A 23,937-nucleotide genomic window follows, 5' to 3' on the forward strand; every position below is an offset into this window, starting at 1 on the left:
GCGCTCAGGCCGCCTCGGCGGTCGTGGTCGCCCCGACGGCGTCGTCGACATGGATGTACCGGGTGCCCCGGAACAGCGAGGCCACCGCGCCGATCACCGACATCACGATCGCCATGCCGAACGCGATCACCAACCCGTGGTGGAACGGTTGCGAGATCAGGTGCGGGAAGAACTCGCGGCCGGCGAGCGTGGCCTGGTCCGAAGCCGGCAGTGTCGACAACGTCTGCTTGCCCACCAGCGTCTGGATCGGGTTGTAACCGAGGAACGCGGCGAACAGGCTGCCTACCGGCGGCGCGTTCGCGACCGTGGTGGCGGCCGCCTGCGGCACGTGGTGCGCGAGCAGCCCGCTCTTGAGGGTGGCCGGCAGCGTCGCGGCCAGCCCGGCGATCATCAGCGAGAAGAACACGCCGATCGACAGCGAGAAGCCGGAGTTCTGGAAGGTAGCGCGCATGCCGGACGCCGCGCCGCGCTGGTGCGCCGGGACGCTGTTCATGATCGCGGTCGTGTTCGGCGCCGAGAACAGCCCGGAGCCGATCCCGTTCAGCACGAGCAGGCCGGCGAACTGCCAGTACCGGAAGTCGGTGGGCAGCAGCACGAAGCCGAGGAAGCTGAGCGCGACGAGCAGCAGCCCGCCGGTGGCGAACGCGCGCGCCCCGAACCGGTCCGACAGCGCGCCGGACAGCGGCCCGGCCACCAGGAACGCGATCGTCAGCGGAACCAGGTAGATGCCCGCCCACAGCGGGGTGTCCTCGAACTTGTAGCCGTGCAGTGGCAACCAGATGCCCTGCAACCAGATGATCAGCATGAACTGCATGCCGCCGCGCGCGACGGACGCCAGCAGGCCGGCCAGGTTGCCCGCCCAGAACGCGCGGATCCGGAACAGCGGCATCGCGAACATCGGCGCTTCGACCTTGGTCTCGACGAAGCAGAACACCACGAGCAGCAGCCCGCCGCCGATCAGGCCGAGCAGCACCCACGGGTTCGTCCAGCCCATCGTCTGCTGCCGGTACGGCTGGATGCCGTAGGTGATCGCGACCAGCACCGCGGTGAGGCCGACGCCGAACAGCAGGTTGCCCCACCAGTCGACCTTGGACGCGCGCCGCTCGCCCAGTTCGTGCAGGCTGCGGTAGGACCAGAACGTGCCGATGATCCCGAACGGCACGGACACGAAGAACACCAGGCGCCAGTCGACCTCGGCGAGCAGGCCGCCGGCGATCAGCCCGATGAACGAGCCGGCGAGCGCGGCGACCTGGTTGATGCCCATCGCCATGCCGCGCCGGTCAGCCGGGAACGCGTCGGTGAGGATCGCTGTCGAGTTGGCGAACAGCATGGCGCCGCCGATGCCCTGCACGACGCGCCACACGATCAGCCACATCGCACCGCCGCCCCCGTGCATCGGGTCCACCGCGAGCGCGATCGAGCCGAGCGTGAAGACGGCGAAGCCGGCGTTGTAGATCCGGACCCGGCCGTAGATGTCGCCGAGGCGCCCGAGCGAGACGACCAGCACCGCCGTCACGACGAGGAATCCCATCAGGATCCACAGCAGGTAGCTGATGTTGCCCGGCTGCAGCGGATCCAGGTCGATGCCCCGGAAGATCGCGGGCAGCGCGATGATCACGATCGAGGCGTTGATCGTCGCCATGAACACGCCGAGCGTGGTGTTCGACAGCGCCACCCACTTGTAGTGCGGGTGGTCCTTGTCTCGTTGCAGGGACGCCAGGCGGCCCGAGGTGCGCTGTGCCATCAACGCCATTGTAGGTAGTTAGGCGAACTAAAGGTCAAGCGATCTCTACTGTGAAGCCTTGTACTCGCGAAGCAGGCCGCGGCTGATGATCGTCTTCTGGATCTCCGAGGTGCCCTCGCCGATGAGCAGGAACGGCGCCTCGCGCATCAGGCGCTCGATCTCGTACTCCTTGGAGTAGCCGTAGCCGCCGTGGATGCGGAACGCCTCCTGGGTCACCTCGGCGCAGTACTCGGATGCGAGCAGCTTGGCCATGCCGGCCTCGACGTCGTTGCGCTCGCCGGCGTCCTTGAGCCGGGCGGCGTTCACCATCATCAGGTGCGCGGCCTCGACCTTGGTCGCCATCTCGGCGAGCTTGAACGCGATCGCCTGGTGGTCGGCGATCTGCTTGCCGAACGTCCTGCGCTGCTGGGCGTACTGCACGGCCAGCTCGAAGGCGCGGATCGAGATCCCGCACGCGCGGGCGGCCACGTTGACCCGGCCCACCTCGACGCCGTCCATCATCTGGTAGAAGCCACGTCCGCGACCCGCCTCGCCGCCCAGGATCGAACCGGCCGGCACCCGCACGCCGTCGAGCACCATCTCGGTGGTCTCGACGCCCTTGTAGCCCATCTTCTCGATCTTGCCGGGGATGGTGAGGCCCGGCCGGGTCTCGCCGAAGCCGGGCTCCTTCTCGATGAGGAAGGTGGTCATGTTCTTGTAGACCGAGTCGCCGCCGAGCTCGTCCTTCACCAGGGTGGCGACGACGCCGGCGCGCGAGCCGTTGGTCAGCCACATCTTCTGCCCGTTGAGGACGAACTCCGCACCCTCCTGAGTCGCCTTGGACTTGATCGCCGAGACGTCCGAACCGCACTCCGGCTCGCTCATCGAGAACGCGCCGCGGATCTCGCCGCTGGCCATCTTCGGCAGCAGCCGCTGCTTCTGCTCGTCCGTGCCGTGCTGGTTGATCATGTACGCGACGATGAAGTGGGTGTTGATCACTCCGGAGATGGACATCCAGCCCCGCGCGATCTGCTCCACCACCAACGCATAGGTCAACAGCGACTCCCCCAGGCCGCCGAACTCCTCAGCGATGGTCAGCCCGAACAGGCCCATCTGCTTCATCTGCTCGACGATCGCCTCCGGGAACTCGTCGGCGTGCTCGAGCTCCTGCGCGTTCGGGATGATCTCCTTGTCCACGAACGTCCGCACCGCGGACAGGATCTCGGTCTGCACATCCGTCAGGCCGGCGGTCTGGGCAAGGCGCGCCATCGCGGTGTCCTCCAGGTGAGGTCGCGCCGGAGCGCGCGAAAGGTCTCGGCAGGGGTCGGCGGAAGTATCCCCCGCGCCTTGCGGCCGCGTCCCGGCAAGCCGCGTGAGATGACTCTCAGCAGCACCGCCGCACAGTCAATTCCCATCTTCCTGCTGATTTGCCGCGAACCATTCCAAGCTGATGATCGGCTGAGTAGGTTCCAGACGAGCCGACCCCATCCGCGGCCGGCCAGGACGGCACTCGAAAGGGACGCAGCACATGCTCACTCGACGCCGCGCCGGACGGACCACCAGATTCGCCGGCACACTCACCGGACTCACCGCGCTCGTCGCGGGCGCGATCGTGCCGCTGGCCGCCCCCGCGGTGGCCGCCGGCGGCATGACGCCCGCCATCGGCGTACACCCGGACGCGAAGGTGGTCGGCCAGGCCACCGGCCGGGACGGCACCGTGCTGTTCGGCTGCCAGGTCACCACGCCCGCCGGCTGCTACGGGCCGGACCAGATCCGCGCCGCGTACGGCGTGGACAAACTCGCCAACTTCGGCCTGGACGGCCGCGGCCGCACCATCGTCATCGTCGACGCCTTCCAGAGCCCGACGATCCAGCACGACCTGGACACCTTCGACGCGCTGTGGGGCCTGCCGGACGCGACGGTGAACATCATCGCGCCGCAGGGGCTCACCCCGTTCGACCAGAACGACGCGAACCAGACCGGCTGGGCCGGCGAGATCACGCTGGACGTGGAGTGGGCGCACGCGATCGCCCCCAAGGCGAGGCTCGACCTGGTGCTGGCCAAGTCCAACGACGACGCCGACATCCTGGCCGCCACCAGGTTCGCGGTCGACCACTCGCTGGGCGACGTCATCTCGCAGAGCTTCGGCGAGGCCGAGCAGTGCATGGATCCCGCGCTGCTGAAGGCGCAACACCGGCTGTTCCAGCAGGCCACCCGCAAGGGGATCACGCTGCTGGCATCGGCCGGCGACCAGGGCTCGGCACAGCCGACGTGCGACGGCACCTCGTTCTTCAAGGCCGCCAGCACCCCGGCGACCGACCCGAACGTCACCGCGGTCGGTGGCACGATCCTGGACGCCGACGGCACGACCGGCGCGTACCACAGCGAGACGACCTGGAACGAGCCTGCCTTCCAGGCCGCCGGCGGCGGCGGGTACTCCGTGCTCTACCGCGAGCCGGCGTACCAGGTGTTCAGCCAGCGTAGCCACATGCGCGCCGTCCCGGACGTCTCCTACAACGCCGCGATCATCGGCGGCGTCCTGGCCGTCTGGAGCTCGTCCGGCCAGGGTGCCGACCTGGTGTTCCGCTTCGGCGGCACGAGCGCCGGGTCGCCGCAGTGGGCCGGGCTGGTGGCGCTCGCCGACCAGGCGCGGCACGGCCGGGTCGGGATGATCAACGACACGCTGTACGCGCTGTCGCTGTCGCGGCACACGTACAACGCGGTGTTCCACGACGTCACCACCGGTGACAACACCTACCACGGCGACGTGACCGTCCCCGGCTTCGCGGCGACGCGCGGCTGGGACGCGGCCACCGGTCTGGGTACCCCCAAGGCCGACCGGTTGGTCCCGATCCTGGCGATCAGCAGGTAGTCCGCGAACACCACCTTCGGCCCCGGCTCCGGCCGGGGCCGAAGCCCGTTCCGGGCGCGACGCCGGTGCCGGACCGCGCGCACCTGCGTCCGCCGCCCGGGCCCGGCGACGGTCTAGCCTGCTGACGTGAGTCCGACGACGCGCGTCTTCATCGCCCGGCTGTCCGGGATCGGCGTCTTCGACCCCAACGGCGACCAGCTGGGTCGGGTGCGCGACGCCGTCACGACCATGCGCATCGACCGGCAGCCACCGCGCGTGCTCGGGCTGGTCGTCGAACTGCAGCACCGGCACCGGATCTTCGTGCCGATGGGCCGGGTGATGCGTATCGAGGTCGACGCCGTCGTGCTGTCCAGCGGCACCGTCAACATGAAGCGGTTCGAACGGCGCACCCACGAGGTACTGGTGCTGTCCGAACTGCTGGACCGCTCGGTCACGATCATCGACGACCGCCAGCAGGTGAGCATCGTCGATGCGGGCATGGAGCAGAACCGCGCCCGGGACTGGGTGATCAGCAAGCTGGCGGTGCGCACCGCGGGCAGCAGCCGGATCGGCCGCCGCCGCGGACAGCTGTTCCAGGTCGCGTGGAACGAGGTCGAGGGGCTGGCGATCCGCGAGGCCGACCAGGGCACCGACACGCTGCTGTCCATGCTCTCGGACCTGCGCGCCGCCGACGTCGCGAACGCGCTACAGGACATGCCCGACAAGCGCCGCCTCGAGGTGGCGTCCGCCCTCGACGACGAGCGGCTCGCCGACGTGCTGCAGGAACTGCCGGAGGACGATCAGGTGAGCCTGCTGTCCTCGCTCGCCGACGAGCGCGCCGCCGACGTGCTGGAGGCGATGGACGACGACGACGCGGCCGACCTGCTCGGCGAGATGCCCGCGGCCGACCAGCAGCGGCTGCTCGAGCTGATGGAGCCGGAGGAGGCCGAACCGGTCCGCCGGTTGATGACGTACGGCGACTACACCGCAGGCGGGCTGATGACCTCGGAGCCGGTGGTCATGCTCCCCGACGCGACGGTGGCCGAGGCGCTCGCCCTGGTGCGCAACCCGGAGCTGTCGCCCGCGCTGGCCGCGCAGGTGTTCGTGGTGCGCCCGCCGCAGGCCACCCCGACCGGCCGGTTCCTCGGCACGGCACACCTGCAGCGACTGCTGCGCGAACCACCGTCAGCGCTGGTCAGCGGGATCTGCGAGAAGGACACCGGCACGCTGCGTCCCGATGCGCCGATCGAAGAGGTGACCCGGCACCTGGCCACCTACAACCTGGTCGCCGTGCCCGTGGTCGACGAGCACGACCGGCTGCTCGGCGCGGTCTCGGTCGACGACGTGCTCGACCACCTGTTGCCCGTCGATTGGCGTGACGCCGACGCGTCCCGCGATCCGGTAGGCGACGCCACGACCGATGCGGTGAGCCGCAATGGCTGACACGCGGACCCGGCTGGACCAACCCCGGGAAGAGCGCCGCGGGCTCCGGCTGCAGTACGACGCCGAGGCGTTCGGCCGCTTCACCGAGCGCATCGCGCGCTTCCTGGGCACCGGGCGCTACCTCGTCTACCAGACCGTCGCCATCATCGTGTGGCTCGGCTACAACGTCGCCGCGCCGAAGAACTGGCGCTTCGACCCGTACACGTTCACGTTCTTGACCCTCATCCTGTCGCTGCAGGCCGCCTATGCCGCGCCGCTGATCCTGCTCGCGCAGAACCGGCAGGACGACCGCGACCGGGTGAACCTGGACGCCGACCGCGAGGAGGCGCGCCAGTCCAAGGCCGACCTGGACTACCTCGCACGCGAGATCGCCGCGGTGCGAATGGCGCTCGGCGAGGTGGCGACGCGTGACTTCCTGCGCTCGGAGCTGGGACGGGCCGAGGCGGCGCGCGCCGAGGCGGCCCGCGAGCGCGAGGCGGCACCCGACGCGTCCTGACCGACCGTTCGCGCTCAGACCGCCCGCAGGCCGGCCGCGGTGACGGCGGCGAGGATCACGACCACCAGGAACGGCGCTCGCCGCCACACGGCGACCGCCGCGGCCGCGAAGCCGGCCAGCCGCGCACCGTCGAGGTCGTAGTGCCGGCCGTTCGCTGCGCCCTCGACCACGACCAGAGCCGCGAGCAATGCGACCGGGACCAGTTCGACGAGGCGCCTGATCCGCGGATGGTGCAGCACCTGGGCCGGCACGAAGTAGCCCGCCAGCTTGAGCAGGTAGCAGCCGACGACGGTGCCGATGACCAGCCACCAGAGGTTCATGCCGGCGTCTCGCGCAGCCGGGCGGCGAGCAGCAGCGCCCCGCACGAGGCGAGCACCGGGACGCCGGGCGGGGTGAGCGGGATCAGCGCGAGCGCGATCACCGCGGCGCCGAGCGCCACGCCTCGCTCCAGCGCGCCGCCGCGCAGCCGCGGCGCGAGCAGGGCGAGGAACGCGGCGGGGATCACCGCGTCCAGCCCGAACCTGGTGGGATCGCCGAGCACCGTGGCCCCGGCCGCGCCGATCAGCGTCGACAGGTTCCAGAAGGTGAAGACACCGCCGAACGTCCACCAGAACGCGGTGCGCGAGTTCGCCACGCTCGTCTGGCTGACCGCCATCGCCGTCGACTCGTCGATCGTCCCGAGCGCGGCGGCCATGCGCCGGACGCCGCGTACCTGCAGCAACGGCGCCAGCCGCATCGCGTAGAGCGTGTTGCGCGCGCCGAGCAGCAACCCGCTGCTCAGCGCGGCGGCCAACGTCCCGCCACCGGCGACCACGCCAACCACCGCGAACTGGGTACCGCCGGTGAACGCGAACAGCGAGAGCAGGCAGGTCTGCAGCACCGACAGCCCGGCTGCCACCGACGCCAACCCGAACGCCGCGCCGTATGCACCGACCGCGATCCCCACGCCGAGGGAGTCGCGGATCACTGCCCGTCGCGGGGCGTGCTGGGCAGCTGAGGTCATCAGCCCTGATCGTAGGCACGTACGATCGAGGGCGTGTCACGACCCGATGAAGCCGCTGTCCGCGCCGCCCTCGCCACGGTGAACGATCCGGAGATCCGCAAGCCGATCACCCACCTGAACATGATCCAGGCGCTGGAGATCGGCGACGACGGCGCGGTGACCGTGACCGTGCTGCTGACCGTCCCCGGCTGTCCGATGAAGGACAAGATCACCCACGACGTCACGGCCGCGCTCACGCCGCTCGAGGGCGTGCGCTCGGTCGACGTCCAACTCGGCGTCATGACCGACACGCAGCGGACCGAGCTGCGCCAGCAACTCCGCGGCGGCGCGCCGGCGAACGAGATCCCGTTCGCCCAGCCCGGCTCGCGCACCCGCGTGTACGCCGTCGCGTCCGGCAAGGGCGGGGTGGGCAAGTCCTCCGTCACGGTGAACCTGGCCGCCTCGCTCGCCGCGAAGGGCCTGGCGGTCGGCGTGCTGGACGCGGACATCTACGGCTTCTCGGTACCGCGCATGCTCGGCGTCACCGGCAAGCCGACCCAGGTCGAGCAGATGATCATGCCCCCGGTAGCGCACGACGTGAAGGTCATCTCGATCGGCATGTTCACGCCGGGAAACACCGCGGTCGTCTGGCGCGGCCCGATGCTGCACCGCGCGCTGCAGCAGTTCCTGGCCGACGTGTTCTGGGGTGACCTGGACGTGCTGCTCATGGACCTGCCCCCAGGCACCGGCGACATCGCGATCTCGGTCGCCCAGCTCGTCCCGTCCGCCGAACTGCTCGTGGTGACCACACCGCAGCTGGCCGCCCGCGAGGTCGCCGAGCGGGCCGGGTCGATCGCGCTGCAGACGCACCAGCAGATCGTCGGCGTGGTCGAGAACATGAGCTGGCTGGACCTGCCCGACGGCAGCCGGATGGAGCTGTTCGGCTCCGGCGGCGGTCAGGCCGTCGCCGACTCGCTGTCGCAGTCGACCGGCACGAACGTCCCGCTGCTCGGGCAGATCCCGATCGACCAGCAGGTGCGCGAGGGCGGCGACGGTGGCGCACCGGTGGTGATCAGTGACCCGGCGTCCGCCGCCGCGCAGGCGCTGGACGCGATCGCGGACAAGCTCGCGCAGCGCCAGACGAGCCTGGTCGGCCGTTCGCTGGGCCTGGCACCGGCCCGCGCCTGAGGCCGGACCGCGGCCCGAGGCCTCAGGTGGCGTCGGGGTCGAACGGGGCGGCCTCACCGCGGCCGAGCGGTTGCTGCCGCGCCACGCCGGCCGGCTTGGTCAGCGAGATCTGCGAACCATCGTCGTAGGACCCGCCCTCGACCGGGTCGTAGGACGTGCCGGGCCGGCCGGCTTCGTCCGGGCCCAGGATGGTGTCCTGCAGGTAGCTACGCGGGTTCAGGCTGCGCAAGTCGACGTCATCGCCCAGCACCGCGCGCTGGATTGCGGTGCGCGGGTTCAGGTTGCGCAGGTCCAGCTCGGCGAACTCCGGGCCCAGCTCGTCGCGCAGCTGGGTGCGGGCGCCCTGGGCGAGATCGCGCAGCGTCCGCAGCATCCGGGCGGCATCGCGCGCCAGGCCGGGCAGCCGATCCGGACCCAGGATGATCAGGCCGACGACGCCGAGTACCACCAGCTCGAGCGGCCCGACGTTGAACATGCCGCCGAGTCTAGGCGCAGTGGCCGGCCGCGCACGAGAACGCATCCCCAGTGCACGGGCAACGGCGGGCGGGGTGCCGTCGGCGCGCGAAGAGTGCTGCTGGATGGTGGTGCATCCATCATCCGTACTACGGCCGAATCGGCGGCCTACTCAGGCCGAACCGAGCGTGATCGTGGTGGTCTTCTTCGCGCCCTTGTGGAAGTAGGTCACCGCCACCTTGTCGCCGGGCTTGTGCTGCTGCACGATCACCACGAGCTGGTCGTAGCTGACGATCGCGTGCCCGTCGGCGACCACGATCACGTCCCCGTTGGCCAGCCCGGCCTTGGCTGCGGCACCCCCGGGCGCGACCTGCTCCAGGTACGCGCCCTCGCGGTTCCCGTCGGTGACCGACCGGCCCTGTGCGTCGAGCGAACCGTGCACCGCGCTGCCGGACTTGATCAGCTGACCGGCTATGTCGCGCGCGTAGTTGATCGGGATCGCGTAGCCGATGCCGCTCACCGGCGTCTGCTGGCCGGAGGAGTCGGTCACGCTGAACCGGCCGGCCGAGTTGATGCCGACCACCGCGCCCGCGGCATCGACGAGAGCGCCGCCGGAGTTGCCCGGGTTGATCGCGGCGTCCGTCTGTACCGCGTTCAGGTACGCATCGGACGAGCCGTCGTCGCTGAACACGTGCACGGCGCGGCCGAGCGCCGAGACGATGCCCGCAGTGACCGTGCCCTCGAGCCCGAGCGGCGAGCCGATCGCGATCACCGGATCGCCCACCGCGAGCGCGTCGGAGTCCCCGAGGGACGCCACGGTGAGCTGCTCGCTGGGCACTTGCAGCACGGCCAGGTCACTGATCGGGTCGCGCCCGACGATCTGCGCCTTGGCCTGCGCCTCGTCGGAGAACGTGACGACGATCGACGCGTCGGTGCCCTTGGCGGCGTCGGCGACGACGTGGTTGTTGGTCAGGACGTAGCCGTGCTTGTCGATCACCACGCCGGACCCGACCGCGTACGCCGTCGAGGTGGTCACCGCGATCGACACCACCGCGGGGCCGACCCGCTTGGCGATCTCGGCGACCGAGCCCGGCGGCCGGTTCGCCGGCTTGTCCACCTGCGCCAGGCTGACGTTGTCGCGGTGCAGCACGCTGTCCGCGCGGTTGGCCAGCCAGTAGCCGGCGCCACCCCCCAGCGCCCCGGCCACGAGCGCGGCGACCAGCACCAGCATCAGCGCGCTGAGCCCGAGCCTGCCACGCCGCCCGGGGGCGGAGCCGGTTTGCAGCTCCTCCTCGTCCGCGTCGACCGGCACCGGGGTGTCGTCCGGGTCGACCTCGTGGTCGAGATCCGGGTCGAGCTGGGCCGGCGTTCCCTGGTGGAAGATCGCGCCGCTGCCGAGCCAGTACGGCGCGCTCGGGTCGCGCCACGGGTCGCGCGGGGCGTCCGGCTTCCACCAGGGCGATTCGGGCGCCCGGCCGGCGGGCGCGATCCGGCTGCCCGGGGCGGGGTCGAAGCCGCCGGCTGACCCCGGCGCCGCGCCGAACGCCTCACTCAGGAGCTGCGGCACCGGCTGCGGCGGCACGTGTCGCGCGGCGATCCGCTCGCCGGGCATCGGGGCGAACGGTCCGGCCGCCGGAGGCCGTCCGAACACCGCCCGCTCCTCGGGCGAAACGGTTGGCGGCGGTGGCGTGTACGGCGGCTCGGCCGGACGCGGGGCGAACGCGCCGGACACGTCCGGTGGCCGGGCGTACGGCTCGTCACTCACGAGACCGAGTCTGCCTCAGCAGCGCCCGCCGCGCAGCGGCGCACCTCAGTGCCCGTCGTCGGCCGCGGGTGCGTAACCGGCCGGCTGCACGTGCGCCGGGATGTTGGACGCCGGCGGCGGGACCGGCTCAGGCCGCTGGGCTCCGCTCGCGTGGGCGGCCGAACCGGCCACGAGCACGCCGGCGACCGCAACCGCCGCCGCGGTGCTGATCATGGGCCGCCGCCGGTGTGAACGCTCCGGCCCCGGCTCGGGCGCGAGGGCGGCCACGCCGACCGGGGCCATCGAGCCGAAGGTGGCGAACATGGTCGAGCCGTCCGGGCCGATCGCGGTGGGCAGCACGCTGATCGCCGTGCTCGCCGGGACCTCGCGCAGCCGGTCCAGCAGGCCGGACGGCAGGCTCGGCGCGGGCGCCGCCCGCAGCGCCCAGACCGCCTCGCGCTGTACCGCGACCGAGTACGCGCACTCCGGACACTCGGCGGTGTGCCGGCGGGCCCGCTCCCGGGCGTGGCCGGTCAGGACGTTGTCGGCGAACGCCGCGATCGCCTCGTCCGAGAGGTGCTGTGGTTTCACAGCGCCACCTCGGCCCGCGATGCGCCCGGCTGCGCTGCGCGAGAGCCGCCTCGAACGGACGGCGCGTGGTGGGCCAGGGCCTCGCGCAGCAGCACCCGGCCACGGTGGATCCGGGAGCGCACGGTGCCCACCTTGATGCCGAGCGTCGCGGCGATCTCCTCGTAGGACAGCTGCTCGAGGTCGCACAGCACCACGGCGACCCGGAAGTCCGGCGGCAGCGCGTCCAGCGCGGCCTGGATCTCCGGGTCGAGGTTCATCTGCTCGTACACCTGTTCCGGCCCGGCCTCGCGCGAGGCGAGCCGGTCGCCGACGTCGTCGGGCAGCGCGTCGAAGCGGATCCGCTGCCGGCGGCGCACCATGTCCAGGAACAGGTTCGTCGTGATCCGGTGCAGCCAGCCCTCGAACGTCCCGGGCGTGTACTCGGCGAGCGAGCGGAACACCCGGACGAAGGTCTCCTGGGTCAGGTCCTCGGCGTCGGCGCGGTTACCGGACAACCGGAACGCGAGCCGATACACGCGGTCGGCGTGCGTGCGCACGACCTCGTCCCAGGTCGGCGGCACCCAGGGCTGCACGGTTGCGGCCTCTGCCGTCAATTGCCTCACCTCAGACTCGTAGCGGACCATTGTCCCCTGCGACCAAACCAGCGACAGCTGTCTGTGAGGTAAACGCCTCAGCGCCCGCTCACGTTCCCAGCCGCCCCTCTAGTCTCAATGCCCGTGCATGCCTTTACCTCCGGCGATGACGAGACGATACGTGCACTGCTGGCGTACTGCCTGGAGCGGATCTCGATGGACGCCCCGCTGGACCGGCCGCTGACCCCGGCCGAGTTGGAGGCGCTGGCCGGCGGCTCGATCACCCCGGCGGGCATCGGCGGGCCCGAGGCACTGCGGCTGTGGGCCGAGGTGCTCGGCCCGGCCTGCCTGTCCGTGGACCACCGGCGGTACCTGTCGTTCATCCCGAACGCACCGACCAAGGCGGCGACGTACTTCGACATGCTGGTCGCGGCGTCGAACGTGTACGGCGGGTCGTGGCTGGAGGGCTCCGGCGCCGTCTACGCCGAGAACCAGGCACTGCGCTGGATCGCCGACCTGGCCGGGTTACCCGAGTCGGCCGGCGGGGTGTTCGTGCAGGGCGGGACGATCGGCAACCTGTCCGCGATGGTCGCCGCCCGCGAGTCGGCCCTGCACAAGCGGGGCGGCCGGCCGGCGCGTTGGTCGGTGTGCGTCACCGAGGAGACGCACTCGTCGGTCAAGCACGCGCTGCGCGTGGTGATGGACGTGGACGTGGTCGAGGTGCCGGGCGACGACAGCGGCCGGATGCTGGGCTCGACGCTGCGGGACACGGTGCACGCGCTGCCGGCCGACATGCGCGACGGCATCTTCGCCGTGGTCGCCACCGCCGGCACCACCAACCTGGGCGTCGTCGACGACATCGCCGGGATCGCCGACGTCGCCGAGGATCACGGCTGGTGGCTGCACGTCGACGGCGCGTACGGCGGCGCCGGGCTGGCCGCCCCGAGCGTGCGGCACCTGTTCGACGGGGTGGAGCGGGCCGACTCGTTCATCGTCGACCCGCACAAGTGGCTGTTCGCGCCGTTCGACTCGTGCGCGCTGCTATACCGCGATCCGGTCCAGGCGCGTGCCGCGCACACCCAGCACGCCGGCTACCTCGACCCGGTGACCGTCGAGGGCGAGTGGAACCCGTCCGACTTCGCGATCCAGCTGACCCGGCGTGCCCGGGGCCTGCCGTTCTGGTTCTCCCTCGCCGTGTACGGCACCGACGCCTACCGCGATGCGCTGGAGCAGACGCTCACCGTGTCGCGCGAGGGCGCCGAGCTGATCCGCGAGGCGCCGCACCTGCGGCTGCTGGTCGAGCCCGAGCTGACCGTGCTGATCTTCGAGCGGATCGGCTGGAGCGATGACGACTACACCGCCTGGAGCGCGAAGCTGCTCGCCGACCAGATCGCGTTCGTGACGCCGTCCCGGCACGCCGGTCAGGTCTGCACCCGGTTCGCGATCGTCAACCCGCGCACCAGCACCGAGGACCTGGCCCTGATCATCGACTCGATGAAGTGATTCGGCGATAGGGTGCAGCGCATGGCCGACGCGATGGTGAACCTGGACAGCGTGGCGTACGCCGAGTCGTTCGTTCCGGAGGACGAGGTGATCGCGACGGCCCGCGATCGCGCCCGCGAGCTGGGCTGCGTCCCGATCGGTCCCGCGGGCGGGGCACTGCTGCGGGTGCTCGCCGCCGCGACCGGCGCGCACGCGGTGGCCGAGGTAGGCACCGGCGCCGGTGTGTCCGGGCTGTACCTGCTCGGCGGGATGGCCGCCGACGGCGTGCTCACCACCGTCGACGTCGAGGGCGAGAACCAGCGGGCGGCGAAGGAGGCGTTCACCGAGGCCGGCATCGCCGCGACCCGCTACCGGATGATCAACGGCTCGGCGGCCGAGGTGCTGCCGCGGCTGCGCGACGGCGCGTACGACCTGGTGTTCGTCGACGCCGACAAGACCACCTACGCGGTGTACTACGAGCAGGCGGTCCGGCTGCTGCGTCCCGGCGGCGTGGTGGCGTTCGACAACGCGCTCTGGCACGACCGGGTCGCCGACCCGGCCCAGCGCGACGCGGACACCGTCGTGCTGCGCGACCTCGGCAAGGCGGTCCGTGACGACAAGCGGCTGCTGCCGGCACTGCTGCCGGTCGGCGACGGCCTGCTGGTGGCCGCCAAGCGCTAAACCGGGCGATCGCCCGGCCGGTCGCCCGGTCGCAGCGCCCAGTCGAGCACCGCGCGCCGCACCCTCCCCGCTATTCGGGCCGTGGACGCTGACCCAGTAGAGATAGTCGTCCTCGCCCTCGCGCAGCCGGAACACGATCTCGATCGCCATCCGCTCGCCGTCCAGTGTGGCGACGCACTCCTCGACCCGGTCGTCGAGCATCCTCATCCACCGGTCGGCCTCGGCGCTCGCGCCCGGCAGGACCTTCCCGCGGGACAGCTCGACGACGAGTCCTTCGGGGATGCTGGCCGGCCGGTGCTCGCTCATGCCGCCGATGCTGCCAGCTCGGCGCCGTCGACCGGTGGTACTTCCTGATCTGTCGGACGCGCGTACGACAAACTCGGACACAGACCGGCCCTCGGGCGGCGTCCCGGCGCCTCCAGCGGACACCGGCCGGCCGCGCTACCGTCGGCCGGTGGCCTGCTATGTCGACACGGTGCGCGCGTACCCCGGCGCCGGGCTGCGGCACACCCACTTCTGCCACCTGCTGGCCGACAGCCGCGAGGAACTGCACGCGATGGCCGACGCGCTGGGGATCCCGCGCCGCTTCTTCCAGGACCACCCCTGGCGCTGGCACCACGACCTGCCCGAGCACATGCGCCCCCGCGCCGTCGAGCTGGGCGCCCGGGAGGTGGACCTGCACACGGTCGGCAGGCTGCTGCGCGAGCGACGGGCCGGGTTGGGCGATCCGGGCGTCGCGTAGGTTCGACGGGTGCAGATCACGGTTCTGGCCGGAGGCGTCGGCGGCGCCAAGTTCCTGCGAGGCGTCCGCGCCGCCTGCCCGGGCGATGAGGTCACGGCGATCGTGAACACCGGCGACGACGTCACGTTGCACGGGTTGCGGATCACCCCCGACCTGGACAGCGTCATGTACACCCTGGCCGACGCGAACGACCTCGAGCGGGGCTGGGGACGCGCCGGTGAGAGCTGGCGCATCCAGGACGAGCTGAAGGCGTACGGCGCCGAGCCGTCCTGGTTCAACCTGGGCGACCTCGACATCGCCACCCACCTGGTGCGCACCCGGATGCTGGACGCCGGCTACCCGCTCTCGGACGTCGTCGCCGCGCTGTGCACGCGCTGGCACACCGGGATCCGGCTGCTCCCGATGACCGACGAGCGCTGCGAGACGCACGTGATCGTCGACCTCGACGGCGGCCGGCGCGCCATCCACTTCCAGGAGTGGTGGGTCAAGCACCGCGCCGGGCTGCCCGCGCACGGCTTCGTCCAGATCGGCCTCGACGACGCCCGCCCGGCCCCGGGCGTGCTCGAGGCCATCGCCACCGCGGACGCCGTGCTCATCGCTCCGAGCAACCCGGTCGTGTCCATCGGCACCGTCCTCGGCGTGCCCGGGATCCGCGAGGCGATCGCCGCCACGCCCGGCCGGGTCGTCGGCGTGTCACCGATCATCGACGGGGCCCCGGTGCGCGGCATGGCCGACGTCTGCCTGCCCGCGATCGGGGTCGAGGTGAGCGCCGAGGGCGTCGGCCGGCACTACGGCGCTCGTGCCGATGGCGGGGGGCTGCTGGACACCTGGCTGATCCACAAGAGCGACACCGCCGACGTCCCCGGTGTCGACGTGCGCGCGGTACCGCTGCTGATGACCGACGACGAGGCGTCCGCCGCGATGGTCCGGGAGGCGCTGCGATGACCGGAACCCGCCCCGATCACGCGTCGGCGCGCGTGGAGATCCTGCCCGTGCTGGGCATCGGCGAGCTGCGCCCGGGCGACGACCTGGCCGCGCTCATCGTCGAGCACGCGCCGCCGCTGCAGGACGGTGACGTGCTGGTGGTGACGTCCAAGGCCGTGTCCAAGACCGAGGGCCGGCTGGTGGTGCTGGACGACACCGACGAACAGGCCCGCGAGGCGGCACGCCAGCAGGCGATCGACGCCGAGACGGTGCGGGTGGTCGCCAGCCGCGACACGCTGCGCATCGTCGAGACCCGGCACGGCCTGGTGCTGGCGGCCGCCGGTGTCGACGCGTCCAACGTCGCCCGCAACGAGCTGGCGCTGCTGCCGCTGGATCCGGACGCGTCGGCGCAACTGCTGCGCGAGAGCATCCGGGAACGGGGCGGCGTCGACGTGGGCGTGGTCATCTCCGATTCGATGGGGCGCCCGTGGCGGGCCGGCATCACCGACACCGCGATCGGCGTCGCCGGGCTGACGGCGCTCACCGACGCCCGCGGCCACACCGATGCGTACGGCAACGTGCTGTCGGTTACCCAGGTGGCCGTCGCCGACGAACTCGCAGCCGCGGGCGATCTGGTCAAGGGCAAGTTCGGCGGCGTGCCGGTCGCCGTGGTGCGCGGCATGGCCCGCGACGGCAAGCTCGACGACGACGGGCAGGGCAGCCGCAGCCTGATCCGCGGCTCGGCCGACGACCTGTTCCGACTGGGCACAGCCGAGGCGATCGCGATCGGCCGCGAGGACGTCGGCTGGGCGACCGAGATGCCGCCGCCGCTGCACGCCGACGCCGTCGAGGTGGTCACCGCGCTGGTCCCGCGGTCGGACGAGGATGCCGCGGTGCGGCAGGGGTTCCTCGGCTTCCTCGCGGCGCGACCGGACGCGATGTGGCGTTCGTGCGCGCCCGGGCACCTGACCGCCAGCGCGCTCGTCGTCGATCCGTCCCGTGGGGCGGTGCTGCTCACGCTGCACCCGCGCGTCGGTCTGTGGCTGCAGGTCGGCGGCCACTGCGAACCGGGCGATCACACCGTGCTCGACGCGGCCGCCCGCGAGGCGCGCGAGGAGAGCGGCCTCGGCTCGCTGTCCTTCGACCCGGCACCGCTCGGGCTGGACGTGCACCCGATCACCTGCTCGCTCGGCGTACCCACCAGGCACTTCGACGTCCGCTTCCTCGCCGTCGCGCCGGAGGGTGCCGAGCCGGTGCAGAGCGAGGAGTCGCTCGACCTGCGCTGGTTCGCCTTCGACGAGCTGCCCAACGGCGCGTCGTCGGACCTGCCCCGGCTGGTCGGGGCGGCGCGCGAGCGGCTCGGGCTGTGATGGACGCGGACGTGCTGGCCGCGGTCGGCAGCTGGCCGGTCGACTCCGCGGCGGTCGCGGTGGTCGGCCCAGCCGGAGTGCTCGCGTCGACCGGACCGCTCGACACGCCGTTCGCCCTCGCGTCGGTGACCAAACCCCTTGCGGCATTGGCGATCCTCGTCGCGGTCGAGGAGGGCGCGATCGAGCTGACCCACCCGGTGGACGAGGCGCTGGTGCCCGGCGCGACGCTGCGCCACCTGCTCGCGCACGCGTCCGGGCTGGCGCCCGAGCAGCCGATGCGCTCGTTCCCGCCGGCGGTGCGCCGGGTGTACTCCAACGTGGGCATCGAGCTCGCCGGCGGGCTCGTCGAGAAGGCCACCGGCATGGCGTTCGGCGACTACTTCACCGACGCCCTGGTGCGCCCGCTCGGGCTGACCGGGACCTCGCTGCCCGGCTCGCCCGCCCGCGACGGGGTCTCGACGGTGGCCGACCTGGCGCGTGTGGTGCAGGAGCTGCAGGCCCCGAGCGGGCTGCTGCACCCGGACACGCTGGCCGACCTGCGCACCGTGCAGTACCCGGGGCTGCGTGGCGTGCTGCCGGGGTTCGGCGGGCAGCCGGACAACAGCTGGGGGCTGGGCTTCGAGATCCGCGACCACAAGTCGCCGCACTGGACCGGCTCGGCGAACTCGCCGGAGACCTACGGGCACTTCGGGCAGAGCGGCACGATGTTCTGGATCGATCCCGCGGCCGGAGTGGCCCTGGTGGCGCTGGCCGATCGCGACTTCGGGCCGTGGGCGGCACATGCCTGGCCCGCGCTCAGTGACGCGGTGCTGGCCGCGGCCCGCTGACCGCTCGACAGCCTCAGATCCGGCGGATGTCGTTCGGGGCGAAGCGGGGCCCGAACTTCGGCGGCGTGACACCGGACAGCTCGATCAGCCGCACCACCCGTGCCCGCTGACCGGCCCACGGGACGAGCAGGTCGAGCATCTGCGCGTCGGTGCCGCGCGCCCGGCCGGTGAGCGCATGCACCACCAGGTCGGCCAGGTGGAAGTCGCCCACGCTCACCGCGTCCGGGTCGCCGAACGCGCGCAGCGCGGTCTCCGCCGCGGTCCACTCCCCCACCCCGGGGACGACGCGCAGCCGGGCCATCGCGGCGGCGGCCGGCATCATCACGCACTCCTCCAGCCGGCGCGCGACGGTCGCCGCGGCCCGGATCGCCCGCTGCCGCTTGCCGTCCACGCCGAGCCGGTGCCAGCCCCAGGCGGGCACGTCGAGCAGCTCGCGCGGGCCGGGCGGCACGAACAGGTCCGCACGCGGACCGGGCGCCACGGTGCCGAACCGGCGCAGCAGCCCGCGCCAGGCGGTGTGCGCCTCGGTGCCGGTGACCCGCTGCTCCAGCACGGCGGGAACGAGCGAGTCGAGCACCAGCCCGGTGGCGGGCAACCGGACGCCGGGGTTCGCCCGCTGCGCGTCCCGCAGCCGCGGCCACGCCGCGACGTCCACCGCAGACCAGTCGTCGCCGTCGCCGAGCAGCGCCGGCAGCCGGTCCAGCAGCCAGGCCGCGCCCGCACCCCAGGCGTCGGCTCTCGCGCCGTCCGCGACCGCCCGCACCGCCAGCGTGCCCGGGCCGGCCGGGGTGTGGCAGGCCCACCAGAACGTCCCGTCCGGGTCGACGCGGTGCGCCGGGTCGCCGGGGCCACGGCGCAGCGGCGCCAGCGTGCCCAGCACGTTCACCGGGCGGCACGCGGACCACTGCCGCGCCAGCGCGGCCGGGGCAACCGCCGTCATCACAGGTCGCTGGAGAAGCGGATCGCACCGTCGGTGAGCTCGGCGTCGGGCCAGACGCGCGCGCCGCCGCACAGTTCGATGCGGGCACCGATCCGGGCGCGGTCACCGATCACGGCGTCCTCGAGCACCGTGCCCGCGCCGATCGTCGCACCGAAGCCGACCACCGATCGGCGCACGACCGCGCCCTCGGCCACGCGGCTGCCGTCGAACAGCACCGCACCGTCGAGCACCGCACCCGCGCCCACCGTGCAGCCGGCGCCGACCGTCGTCCCGCCGGTGACCGTCGCAGCCGGATCGACCGTCGCCCCGGCGAGCACGAGTGCCTCACCGGCCGGCCCCGGCAGCGCCGGCGACGGGGCGAGCCCGCGCACCAGGTCGGCCGAGCCGGCGACGAAGTCGGCCGGGCGGCCCAGGTCGCGCCAGTAGCCGGAGTCGACGTAGCCCGCCACCAGCGCGCCGGCGGCGAGCAGCCCGGGGAACGTCTCACGCTCGACCGACACCGCCCGCCCGGCCGGGATCGCCTCCACGACGGACCGCTTGAACACGTAGGCCCCGGCGTTGATCTGGTCGGTGACCGGGTCGGGGTCCTTCTCCAGGAACGCCGTCACCCAGCCGTCCGGGTCGGTCGGCACGCAGCCGAAGGCACGCGGATCGGGCACCTTCGTCAGGTAGAGGGTGACATCGGCCGCGCTGTCGTGGTGCCGGGCCAGCAGCGCGCGCAGGTCGACACCGCACAGGACGTCGCCGTTGAAGATCATCACGGTGTCGCCGCGCAGCCGGTCCGCCACGTTGCGGATGGCGCCACCCGTGCCCAGCGGCTCGTCCTCGACGACGTACTCGAGCTCGACACCGAGGGCGGTTCCGTCACCGAAGTACGACTGGAAGACCTCGGCCCGGTAGGAGGTGCCCAGCACGATGTGGCGCACGCCGGCATCCCTGATGCGCGCGATCAGGTGGGTCAGGAACGGGACGCCGGCGGTCGGCAGCATCGGCTTCGGCGCCGAGAGGGTGAGCGGGCGAAGGCGCGTGCCGAGGCCGCCCACCAGGATCACCGCGTCGGTCGAACCCACTTGTTGGTAGTCCCTTCGTGCGCGCGAAACCCGCCTCAGCCTGCCACACCGGTGGGGTCCGGGCGGGCTGCGCCTCAGAGCGCCAGGAGGGTGAAGCTCTGCCAGCCGGAGATGCCGATGCGCTGCCGCGGGTGCAGCGTCAGCTCGCCCCGCCCGTCCGCGCGGATCAGCCAGAGCGCTCCGGCGGTGTCCCGCGCGACGAGGTCGGCCCGGCCGTTCGCGTCGAGGTCACCGGCCACGATCCGGTCGTAGCCCTGCCATCCGGTGGCCACCTGCACCGGCGCCGCGAACGGCTGGTCGGGGACGTGCCGGCTCAGCGAGACCCAGGCGGTGCCGTCGGCCCGCTTGGCGAGCAGGTCGGCCATCCCGTCACCGTTCAGGTCGACTGCGGTGAGCAGGTCGGTGGCCCGCACGCCCGGCGCGGAGACCAGCTCGCGGGACGCGTAGGAGAACGGTTCGCTCATGTTGCCGGTATTGGGGTACAGCCAGGCGGCGTTCGCCGCGGTGATGCCGAGCAGGTCGGGACGGCCGTCGCCGGTGAAGTCGCCGAGCACCAGGCGCGGGAAGCCGGTCCAGCCGGAGAGCCCGATCCGGGCCCGGGTCGGGAACGGCCGGGTGGCCGAGATCACCCCGAGGTAGAGCCACAGCGAGCCGTCGGTCCGGACGCCGACGAGATCCGGGACACCGTTGCCGTCGACGTCCCCCTGCAGCACGGTGGCGAAGGCGTTCCAGCCGGACACCCCGACCTGCGTACGCGCAAGTAACGGCTGGGCCGCCGCGCCGGTGTTCGGGAAGAGCCACAGCCCGCCACGCGAATCGATGGTGACGACGTCGGCCAGCCCGTCGCCGTCGACGTCCCCGGCCATGATCTGCGCGTAGCCGTTCCAGTTGCCCAGGCCGACGCGGATCCCGTCCGGCCAGCGTGACTGCCCGCCGTCCTGAGCCAACGAGACAACACCGTTGCGCTCCCGGTACAGCACGTCGGCGTGGCCGTCGCCGGTGAAGTCGGCCGCGGCCATCGCGCTGAAGTCCTGGCGCCCCGTCAGTCCGGTCTGGTTCCGCCCGGAGAACGGACGCGACAGCGAACGCCGGTTCGGGTATAGCCACTGGGTGCCGTCCGCGCTCGTCGCGATCAGGTCGACCCGCTTGTCGCCGGTGACATCGGCCAGCAGGATGCGGTCGAAGATGTTCCAGCCGGACGTCCCGATCATGGCGCGCTTGCCGAACGGGTGCGTGACGCTGCCGCCGTTGCGGTACAGCCACAGCGACCCGTCCGGCCGGCGGGCGACCAGATCCGCCCGGCCGTCACCGTCGACGTCCCCGAGCGCGATCCGGTCGAACGCGTTCCAGCCGTAGGCGCCGATCCGCACCGCGTGTCCATAGGGATGGCTGGCGCTGCCGGTGTTGCGGTACAGCCACAGCGTCCCGTTCGGCTTGGTGGCGACCAGATCGGCCCGGCCGTCACCGTCGACGTCACCGAGCATGGTGCGGTCGAACGCACTCCAGCCGTACGCGCCGATCATCTGCCGGACCGGGATGATCTTGGTCGGGGGCTGCGCCTGATAGCGCCACAGGGTGCCGCTGCCGTCGGGCCGTACCGCGATCAGGTCGGCGGACTGTTGTGCGCGCGGCACCGGCGTCGCGCCGGACAACAGCCGGTCGAAGGCCTGCCAGCCGGACGTGCCGATGGTGACCCGGCTGCTGTACGGACGCGTGATGCTGGCCCCGGCGCGATAGAGCAGCAGCGAGCCGTCGGATTTCGAGCCGATCAGGTCGGCGCGGCCGTCGGCGTCCACGTCCTGCGCGATCAGCTGCCGGAAGCCCGTCCACCCGGACACGCCGATCTGCGCCGCCCGGCGGAACGGTGCGGTGGGCGCGCCGCCGTTGTGGTACAGCCAGAGCGAGCCGTTCGCCTTGACCCCGAGCAGGTCGCTGCGGCCGTCGCCGTCGACGTCGGCGGCGACCAAGGTCCGGAACGCCTGCCAGCCGGACGCGCCGATGCGAATCCCCGGCGCATACGGGCTGCTGACCGTGCCGGTGTTGCGGTAGAGCCACAGCTGTCCCGAGGGGGTCCGGGCGATGAGGTCGCTGCGGCCGTCGCCGTCGACGTCGGCGGCGACCAGCGTGTCGAAGGCGTTCCAGCCGTACGCCCCGATCCGGGTGCGTCCGGAGTAGGGCAGGCTCGTGCCGTTGTTCCGGTACAGCCAGAGCGAGCCGTCCGGACGCACGCCGATCAGGTCGGTGCGGCCGTCGCCGTCGACGTCACCGCTCGTCAGCCTGGACAGGTGCTGCCAGCCGGAGAGCCCGATCTGCACTGCGCTGCTGAACGGATGCGTCGGGGTGCCGCCGTTGCGGTAGTACCAGAGCGTGCCGTCCGGCTTGGTCGCGATCATCCCGCCACGGTCGAACGGTTCACTCGGCGGGGCGAACCACTCGTTGAAGAACACCCAGAAGTTGCGGTTGCCGTAGGCGCTGCACTTGTCGCCTGTGCCGTGCAGGTTGGCGAGCGCGGCCGCGTTCGGCTGGTAGGGCGTGTAGATGTACAGCCCGGCCGTGGCCTGGTTCTGGATGAAGACGGTGCCGGCGCCGCAACTCGTGTTCGGGTTGTACTGGATCGAGTTGTTCCGGCCGGCGATGTAGTTGTAGAAGGTGGGGTGCAGCCGGTAGTACCGGAACTGGTAGGCCGCCAGATAGACCTGGTTGAAGAAGCCCTTCGAGCTGGCGTCGCACCCGGTGCTGTCCGGGCAGTTCGCCCCGGTGGCGAAGTCGTAGGCGTACTGGCTGGGCATGGTTGCCTGGACCAGGCCCTGTTCCTTCTGCACCAGCACGAGCAGCACCTGCGGGTTGATGCCGCACGCCCGGCCGACGTTGTAGAAGATCGCGGCCGATGTCTCGCTGGAGCGGCCGGTGTACGCCGCACAGATGCCGGCCTGCGCGGCGTGTGACGACGTGCGCGTCGAGTAGTCCTTCAGGCAGGTGTAGCCGCTGGCGCAGGCAGGCACCTGCTTGTCCAGGAAGGACTGGATCTGGGCCACCGACATCGTCGAGGAGTTGTAGAACTCGCTGTCGCTGATGATGTTTCCGGCCTGCCACTCGGAAGCGGTGAGCGCCGCCGACGACGGTGCGGGACCGGCGACGACCGCAGCCGCGGCCAGCACGGCGGCCGCCGCCGACAGCAGCGCTACCACGCGCCGGCTCATCGGGTCACCGTGATCGTGACGGGGTCGGACGAGCCCGTCGCGCTGGGCGAGGTGAACGTCACCACGGCGGTCCACGCGCCCGGGCTCAGCTCGGCTCCGGGAATGGTCAACACGCCGCACGACGTGGACGACGGCGTGATGGTGGCCTTGTGCGACGCGGTCCGGGTGAGCGAGCCGCGGCGCATGGTGAGCGTGCAGCTGCCGTCACGGATCACCTTGTCCTCGACGTTGGCACCGACCTCGGCGACCTGTTGCGCCGCACTCCAGTCGTGGAAGCTCAGGAAGATCCGCACCGTGCTGACCGGCCGGGTCGTGGCGGGCCGGGTGGACGGTGCCGTGGACGGTGCCGTGGTCGACGCGGTGTTCGACGCGGTGGTCGTGGCCGGCCGGCTGTCGGTCGGCAGCGCGGTGGAAAGACCACTGTCCGTGGGCACCGGGGTGCTTGGCGAGTTCGGCAAGCTCGATGCCGGGTCGCTCGAGGACGACGCGGCGCCCGGCGCACCGGTGGTGCACGCGCTGATGAGGGTCACGGCAGCGGCGACGGCAGCGACTACGGCGACGAGTCCTGGGCGCAACTCGGCTCCCGAGTGGTCTGGGGCTGGTGTTAATGGTGGTGCCCGAGTGATGTGGGGGGTGGACTCACGGTACCCCACGATCC

General features: G+C 72.1%; 22 protein-coding genes and 1 pseudogene. 10 read left to right on the top strand and 13 right to left on the bottom strand.

Annotated features, from left to right (window positions below):
- Positions 1–4: 4 nt before the first annotated feature.
- Together M6B22_RS07445 and M6B22_RS07450 are read right to left on the bottom strand one after the other, a co-directional pair.
- The gene (locus M6B22_RS07445; RefSeq protein WP_269445132.1) at positions 5–1,744 is read right to left on the bottom strand and encodes an MFS transporter; all 1,740 of its coding nucleotides are present in this window, start codon (positions 1,742–1,744) and stop codon (positions 5–7) included.
- A gap of 45 nt (positions 1,745–1,789) precedes the next feature.
- Entirely contained in the window at positions 1,790–2,992 is a 1,203-nt protein-coding gene (locus M6B22_RS07450) for an acyl-CoA dehydrogenase family protein (protein WP_269445133.1), read from the bottom strand.
- Positions 2,993–3,251: 259 nt separating this feature from the next.
- Between M6B22_RS07450 and M6B22_RS07455 the strand changes: the two genes are divergently transcribed.
- The 3 genes from M6B22_RS07455 to M6B22_RS07465 all read left to right on the top strand — a co-directional run bounded on the left by M6B22_RS07455 (position 3,252) and on the right by M6B22_RS07465 (position 6,513).
- Positions 3,252–4,595, top strand: coding sequence for a S53 family peptidase (locus tag M6B22_RS07455; RefSeq protein WP_269445134.1), 1,344 nt, complete (start codon positions 3,252–3,254; stop codon positions 4,593–4,595).
- Positions 4,596–4,721: 126 nt separating this feature from the next.
- Positions 4,722–6,017 carry a magnesium transporter MgtE N-terminal domain-containing protein gene (locus M6B22_RS07460; RefSeq protein WP_269445135.1) on the top strand — a complete coding sequence of 432 codons (1,296 nt, stop codon included), beginning with the start codon at positions 4,722–4,724 and terminating at the stop codon, positions 6,015–6,017.
- The gene (locus tag M6B22_RS07465) at positions 6,010–6,513 is read left to right on the top strand and encodes a DUF1003 domain-containing protein (protein ID WP_269445136.1); all 504 of its coding nucleotides are present in this window, start codon (positions 6,010–6,012) and stop codon (positions 6,511–6,513) included. The genes M6B22_RS07460 and M6B22_RS07465 overlap by 8 nt, the downstream gene beginning before the upstream one ends.
- A gap of 14 nt (positions 6,514–6,527) precedes the next feature.
- Here the strand turns inward: M6B22_RS07465 and M6B22_RS07470 are convergent, their stop codons facing one another.
- Together M6B22_RS07470 and M6B22_RS07475 are read right to left on the bottom strand one after the other, a co-directional pair.
- A complete protein-coding gene (locus M6B22_RS07470) occupies positions 6,528–6,833 on the bottom strand; it encodes an AzlD domain-containing protein (RefSeq protein ID WP_269445137.1) in 306 nt (101 codons plus the stop codon).
- Positions 6,830–7,516: an AzlC family ABC transporter permease gene (locus M6B22_RS07475; protein WP_269445138.1), complete on the bottom strand. Its 687-nt coding sequence runs from the start codon at positions 7,514–7,516 to the stop codon at positions 6,830–6,832. The genes M6B22_RS07470 and M6B22_RS07475 overlap by 4 nt, the downstream gene beginning before the upstream one ends.
- A gap of 33 nt (positions 7,517–7,549) precedes the next feature.
- Between M6B22_RS07475 and M6B22_RS07480 the strand changes: the two genes are divergently transcribed.
- Positions 7,550–8,683: an Mrp/NBP35 family ATP-binding protein gene (locus M6B22_RS07480; RefSeq protein ID WP_269445139.1), complete on the top strand. Its 1,134-nt coding sequence runs from the start codon at positions 7,550–7,552 to the stop codon at positions 8,681–8,683.
- 22 nt (positions 8,684–8,705) lie between these two features.
- Here the strand turns inward: M6B22_RS07480 and M6B22_RS07485 are convergent, their stop codons facing one another.
- From M6B22_RS07485 to sigE, 4 genes are all read right to left on the bottom strand, one after another.
- Positions 8,706–9,158: a sec-independent translocase gene (locus M6B22_RS07485; protein ID WP_269445140.1), complete on the bottom strand. Its 453-nt coding sequence runs from the start codon at positions 9,156–9,158 to the stop codon at positions 8,706–8,708.
- 150 nt (positions 9,159–9,308) lie between these two features.
- Positions 9,309–10,901, bottom strand: coding sequence for a S1C family serine protease (locus M6B22_RS07490; RefSeq protein WP_269445141.1), 1,593 nt, complete (start codon positions 10,899–10,901; stop codon positions 9,309–9,311).
- Positions 10,902–10,946: 45 nt separating this feature from the next.
- Positions 10,947–11,471: a zf-HC2 domain-containing protein gene (locus M6B22_RS07495; protein ID WP_269445142.1), complete on the bottom strand. Its 525-nt coding sequence runs from the start codon at positions 11,469–11,471 to the stop codon at positions 10,947–10,949.
- Complete coding sequence (gene sigE / locus M6B22_RS07500; RefSeq protein ID WP_407935594.1) at positions 11,468–12,094, bottom strand: RNA polymerase sigma factor SigE; 627 nt, start codon at positions 12,092–12,094, stop codon at positions 11,468–11,470. Before sigE ends, M6B22_RS07495 begins: the two co-directional genes overlap by 4 nt.
- Positions 12,095–12,187: 93 nt before the next feature.
- Between sigE and M6B22_RS07505 the strand changes: the two genes are divergently transcribed.
- Positions 12,188–13,546 carry a pyridoxal phosphate-dependent decarboxylase family protein gene (locus tag M6B22_RS07505; RefSeq protein ID WP_269445144.1) on the top strand — a complete coding sequence of 453 codons (1,359 nt, stop codon included), beginning with the start codon at positions 12,188–12,190 and terminating at the stop codon, positions 13,544–13,546.
- Positions 13,547–13,567: 21 nt separating this feature from the next.
- Positions 13,568–14,206: an O-methyltransferase gene (locus tag M6B22_RS07510; RefSeq protein ID WP_269445145.1), complete on the top strand. Its 639-nt coding sequence runs from the start codon at positions 13,568–13,570 to the stop codon at positions 14,204–14,206.
- 123 nt (positions 14,207–14,329) lie between these two features.
- Here the strand turns inward: M6B22_RS07510 and M6B22_RS22120 are convergent.
- Positions 14,330–14,512, bottom strand: a pseudogene (locus M6B22_RS22120) (DUF6176 family protein); the annotation flags it as partial.
- Positions 14,513–14,660: 148 nt separating this feature from the next.
- On the opposite strand from M6B22_RS22120, the gene M6B22_RS07515 reads away from it, so the two are divergent.
- From M6B22_RS07515 to M6B22_RS07530, 4 genes are read left to right on the top strand one after another with little or no spacing between them, the layout of a single operon-like run.
- Positions 14,661–14,948, top strand: coding sequence for a DUF4031 domain-containing protein (locus M6B22_RS07515; protein WP_269445146.1), 288 nt, complete (start codon positions 14,661–14,663; stop codon positions 14,946–14,948).
- A gap of 9 nt (positions 14,949–14,957) precedes the next feature.
- A complete protein-coding gene (cofD, locus tag M6B22_RS07520; protein WP_269445147.1) occupies positions 14,958–15,893 on the top strand; it encodes a 2-phospho-L-lactate transferase in 936 nt (311 codons plus the stop codon).
- Entirely contained in the window at positions 15,890–17,242 is a 1,353-nt protein-coding gene (locus M6B22_RS07525; RefSeq protein WP_269445148.1) for a coenzyme F420-0:L-glutamate ligase, read from the top strand. Before cofD ends, M6B22_RS07525 begins: the two co-directional genes overlap by 4 nt.
- Positions 17,242–18,069: a serine hydrolase domain-containing protein gene (locus M6B22_RS07530; protein ID WP_269445149.1), complete on the top strand. Its 828-nt coding sequence runs from the start codon at positions 17,242–17,244 to the stop codon at positions 18,067–18,069. The genes M6B22_RS07525 and M6B22_RS07530 overlap by 1 nt, the downstream gene beginning before the upstream one ends.
- Before the next feature lie 13 nt (positions 18,070–18,082).
- Here the strand turns inward: M6B22_RS07530 and M6B22_RS07535 are convergent, their stop codons facing one another.
- The 4 genes from M6B22_RS07535 to M6B22_RS07550 all read right to left on the bottom strand — a co-directional run bounded on the left by M6B22_RS07535 (position 18,083) and on the right by M6B22_RS07550 (position 23,809).
- Positions 18,083–19,009 (bottom strand): DNA-3-methyladenine glycosylase family protein, encoded by a 927-nt coding sequence (locus M6B22_RS07535; RefSeq protein ID WP_269445150.1) that lies wholly within the window; start codon positions 19,007–19,009, stop codon positions 18,083–18,085.
- The gene (manB, locus tag M6B22_RS07540) at positions 19,009–20,079 is read right to left on the bottom strand and encodes a mannose-1-phosphate guanylyltransferase (protein ID WP_269445151.1); all 1,071 of its coding nucleotides are present in this window, start codon (positions 20,077–20,079) and stop codon (positions 19,009–19,011) included. The genes M6B22_RS07535 and manB overlap by 1 nt, the downstream gene beginning before the upstream one ends.
- A 74-nt stretch (positions 20,080–20,153) precedes the next feature.
- A complete protein-coding gene (locus tag M6B22_RS07545; protein WP_269445152.1) occupies positions 20,154–23,279 on the bottom strand; it encodes a VCBS repeat-containing protein in 3,126 nt (1,041 codons plus the stop codon).
- Positions 23,276–23,809, bottom strand: a complete 534-nt coding sequence (locus M6B22_RS07550; RefSeq protein ID WP_269445153.1) for a hypothetical protein — start codon at positions 23,807–23,809, stop codon at positions 23,276–23,278. The genes M6B22_RS07545 and M6B22_RS07550 overlap by 4 nt, the downstream gene beginning before the upstream one ends.
- Between the last annotated feature and the right edge of the window lie 128 nt (positions 23,810–23,937).

The organism is Jatrophihabitans cynanchi, from assembly GCF_027247405.1.
Taxonomy (GTDB): domain Bacteria; phylum Actinomycetota; class Actinomycetes; order Mycobacteriales; family Jatrophihabitantaceae; genus Jatrophihabitans_B; species Jatrophihabitans_B cynanchi.

What these genes read in the sequence shown, in the direction of transcription:
- M6B22_RS07445 (WP_269445132.1), bottom strand. Translation starts at nt 1,744, where the DNA reads ATGGCACAGCGCACCTCGGGCCGCCTGGCGTCCCTGCAACGAGACAAG.
- M6B22_RS07450 (WP_269445133.1), bottom strand. Translation starts at nt 2,992, where the DNA reads ATGGCGCGCCTTGCCCAGACCGCCGGCCTGACGGATGTGCAGACCGAG.
- M6B22_RS07455 (WP_269445134.1), top strand. Translation starts at nt 3,252, where the DNA reads ATGCTCACTCGACGCCGCGCCGGACGGACCACCAGATTCGCCGGCACA.
- M6B22_RS07465 (WP_269445136.1), top strand. Translation starts at nt 6,010, where the DNA reads ATGGCTGACACGCGGACCCGGCTGGACCAACCCCGGGAAGAGCGCCGC.
- M6B22_RS07470 (WP_269445137.1), bottom strand. Translation starts at nt 6,833, where the DNA reads ATGAACCTCTGGTGGCTGGTCATCGGCACCGTCGTCGGCTGCTACCTG.
- M6B22_RS07475 (WP_269445138.1), bottom strand. Translation starts at nt 7,516, where the DNA reads ATGACCTCAGCTGCCCAGCACGCCCCGCGACGGGCAGTGATCCGCGAC.
- M6B22_RS07485 (WP_269445140.1), bottom strand. Translation starts at nt 9,158, where the DNA reads ATGTTCAACGTCGGGCCGCTCGAGCTGGTGGTACTCGGCGTCGTCGGC.
- sigE (WP_407935594.1), bottom strand. Translation starts at nt 12,094, where the DNA reads ATGGTCCGCTACGAGTCTGAGGTGAGGCAATTGACGGCAGAGGCCGCA.
- M6B22_RS07510 (WP_269445145.1), top strand. Translation starts at nt 13,568, where the DNA reads ATGGCCGACGCGATGGTGAACCTGGACAGCGTGGCGTACGCCGAGTCG.
- M6B22_RS07525 (WP_269445148.1), top strand. Translation starts at nt 15,890, where the DNA reads ATGACCGGAACCCGCCCCGATCACGCGTCGGCGCGCGTGGAGATCCTG.
- M6B22_RS07530 (WP_269445149.1), top strand. Translation starts at nt 17,242, where the DNA reads ATGGACGCGGACGTGCTGGCCGCGGTCGGCAGCTGGCCGGTCGACTCC.
- M6B22_RS07535 (WP_269445150.1), bottom strand. Translation starts at nt 19,009, where the DNA reads ATGACGGCGGTTGCCCCGGCCGCGCTGGCGCGGCAGTGGTCCGCGTGC.
- M6B22_RS07545 (WP_269445152.1), bottom strand. Translation starts at nt 23,279, where the DNA reads ATGAGCCGGCGCGTGGTAGCGCTGCTGTCGGCGGCGGCCGCCGTGCTG.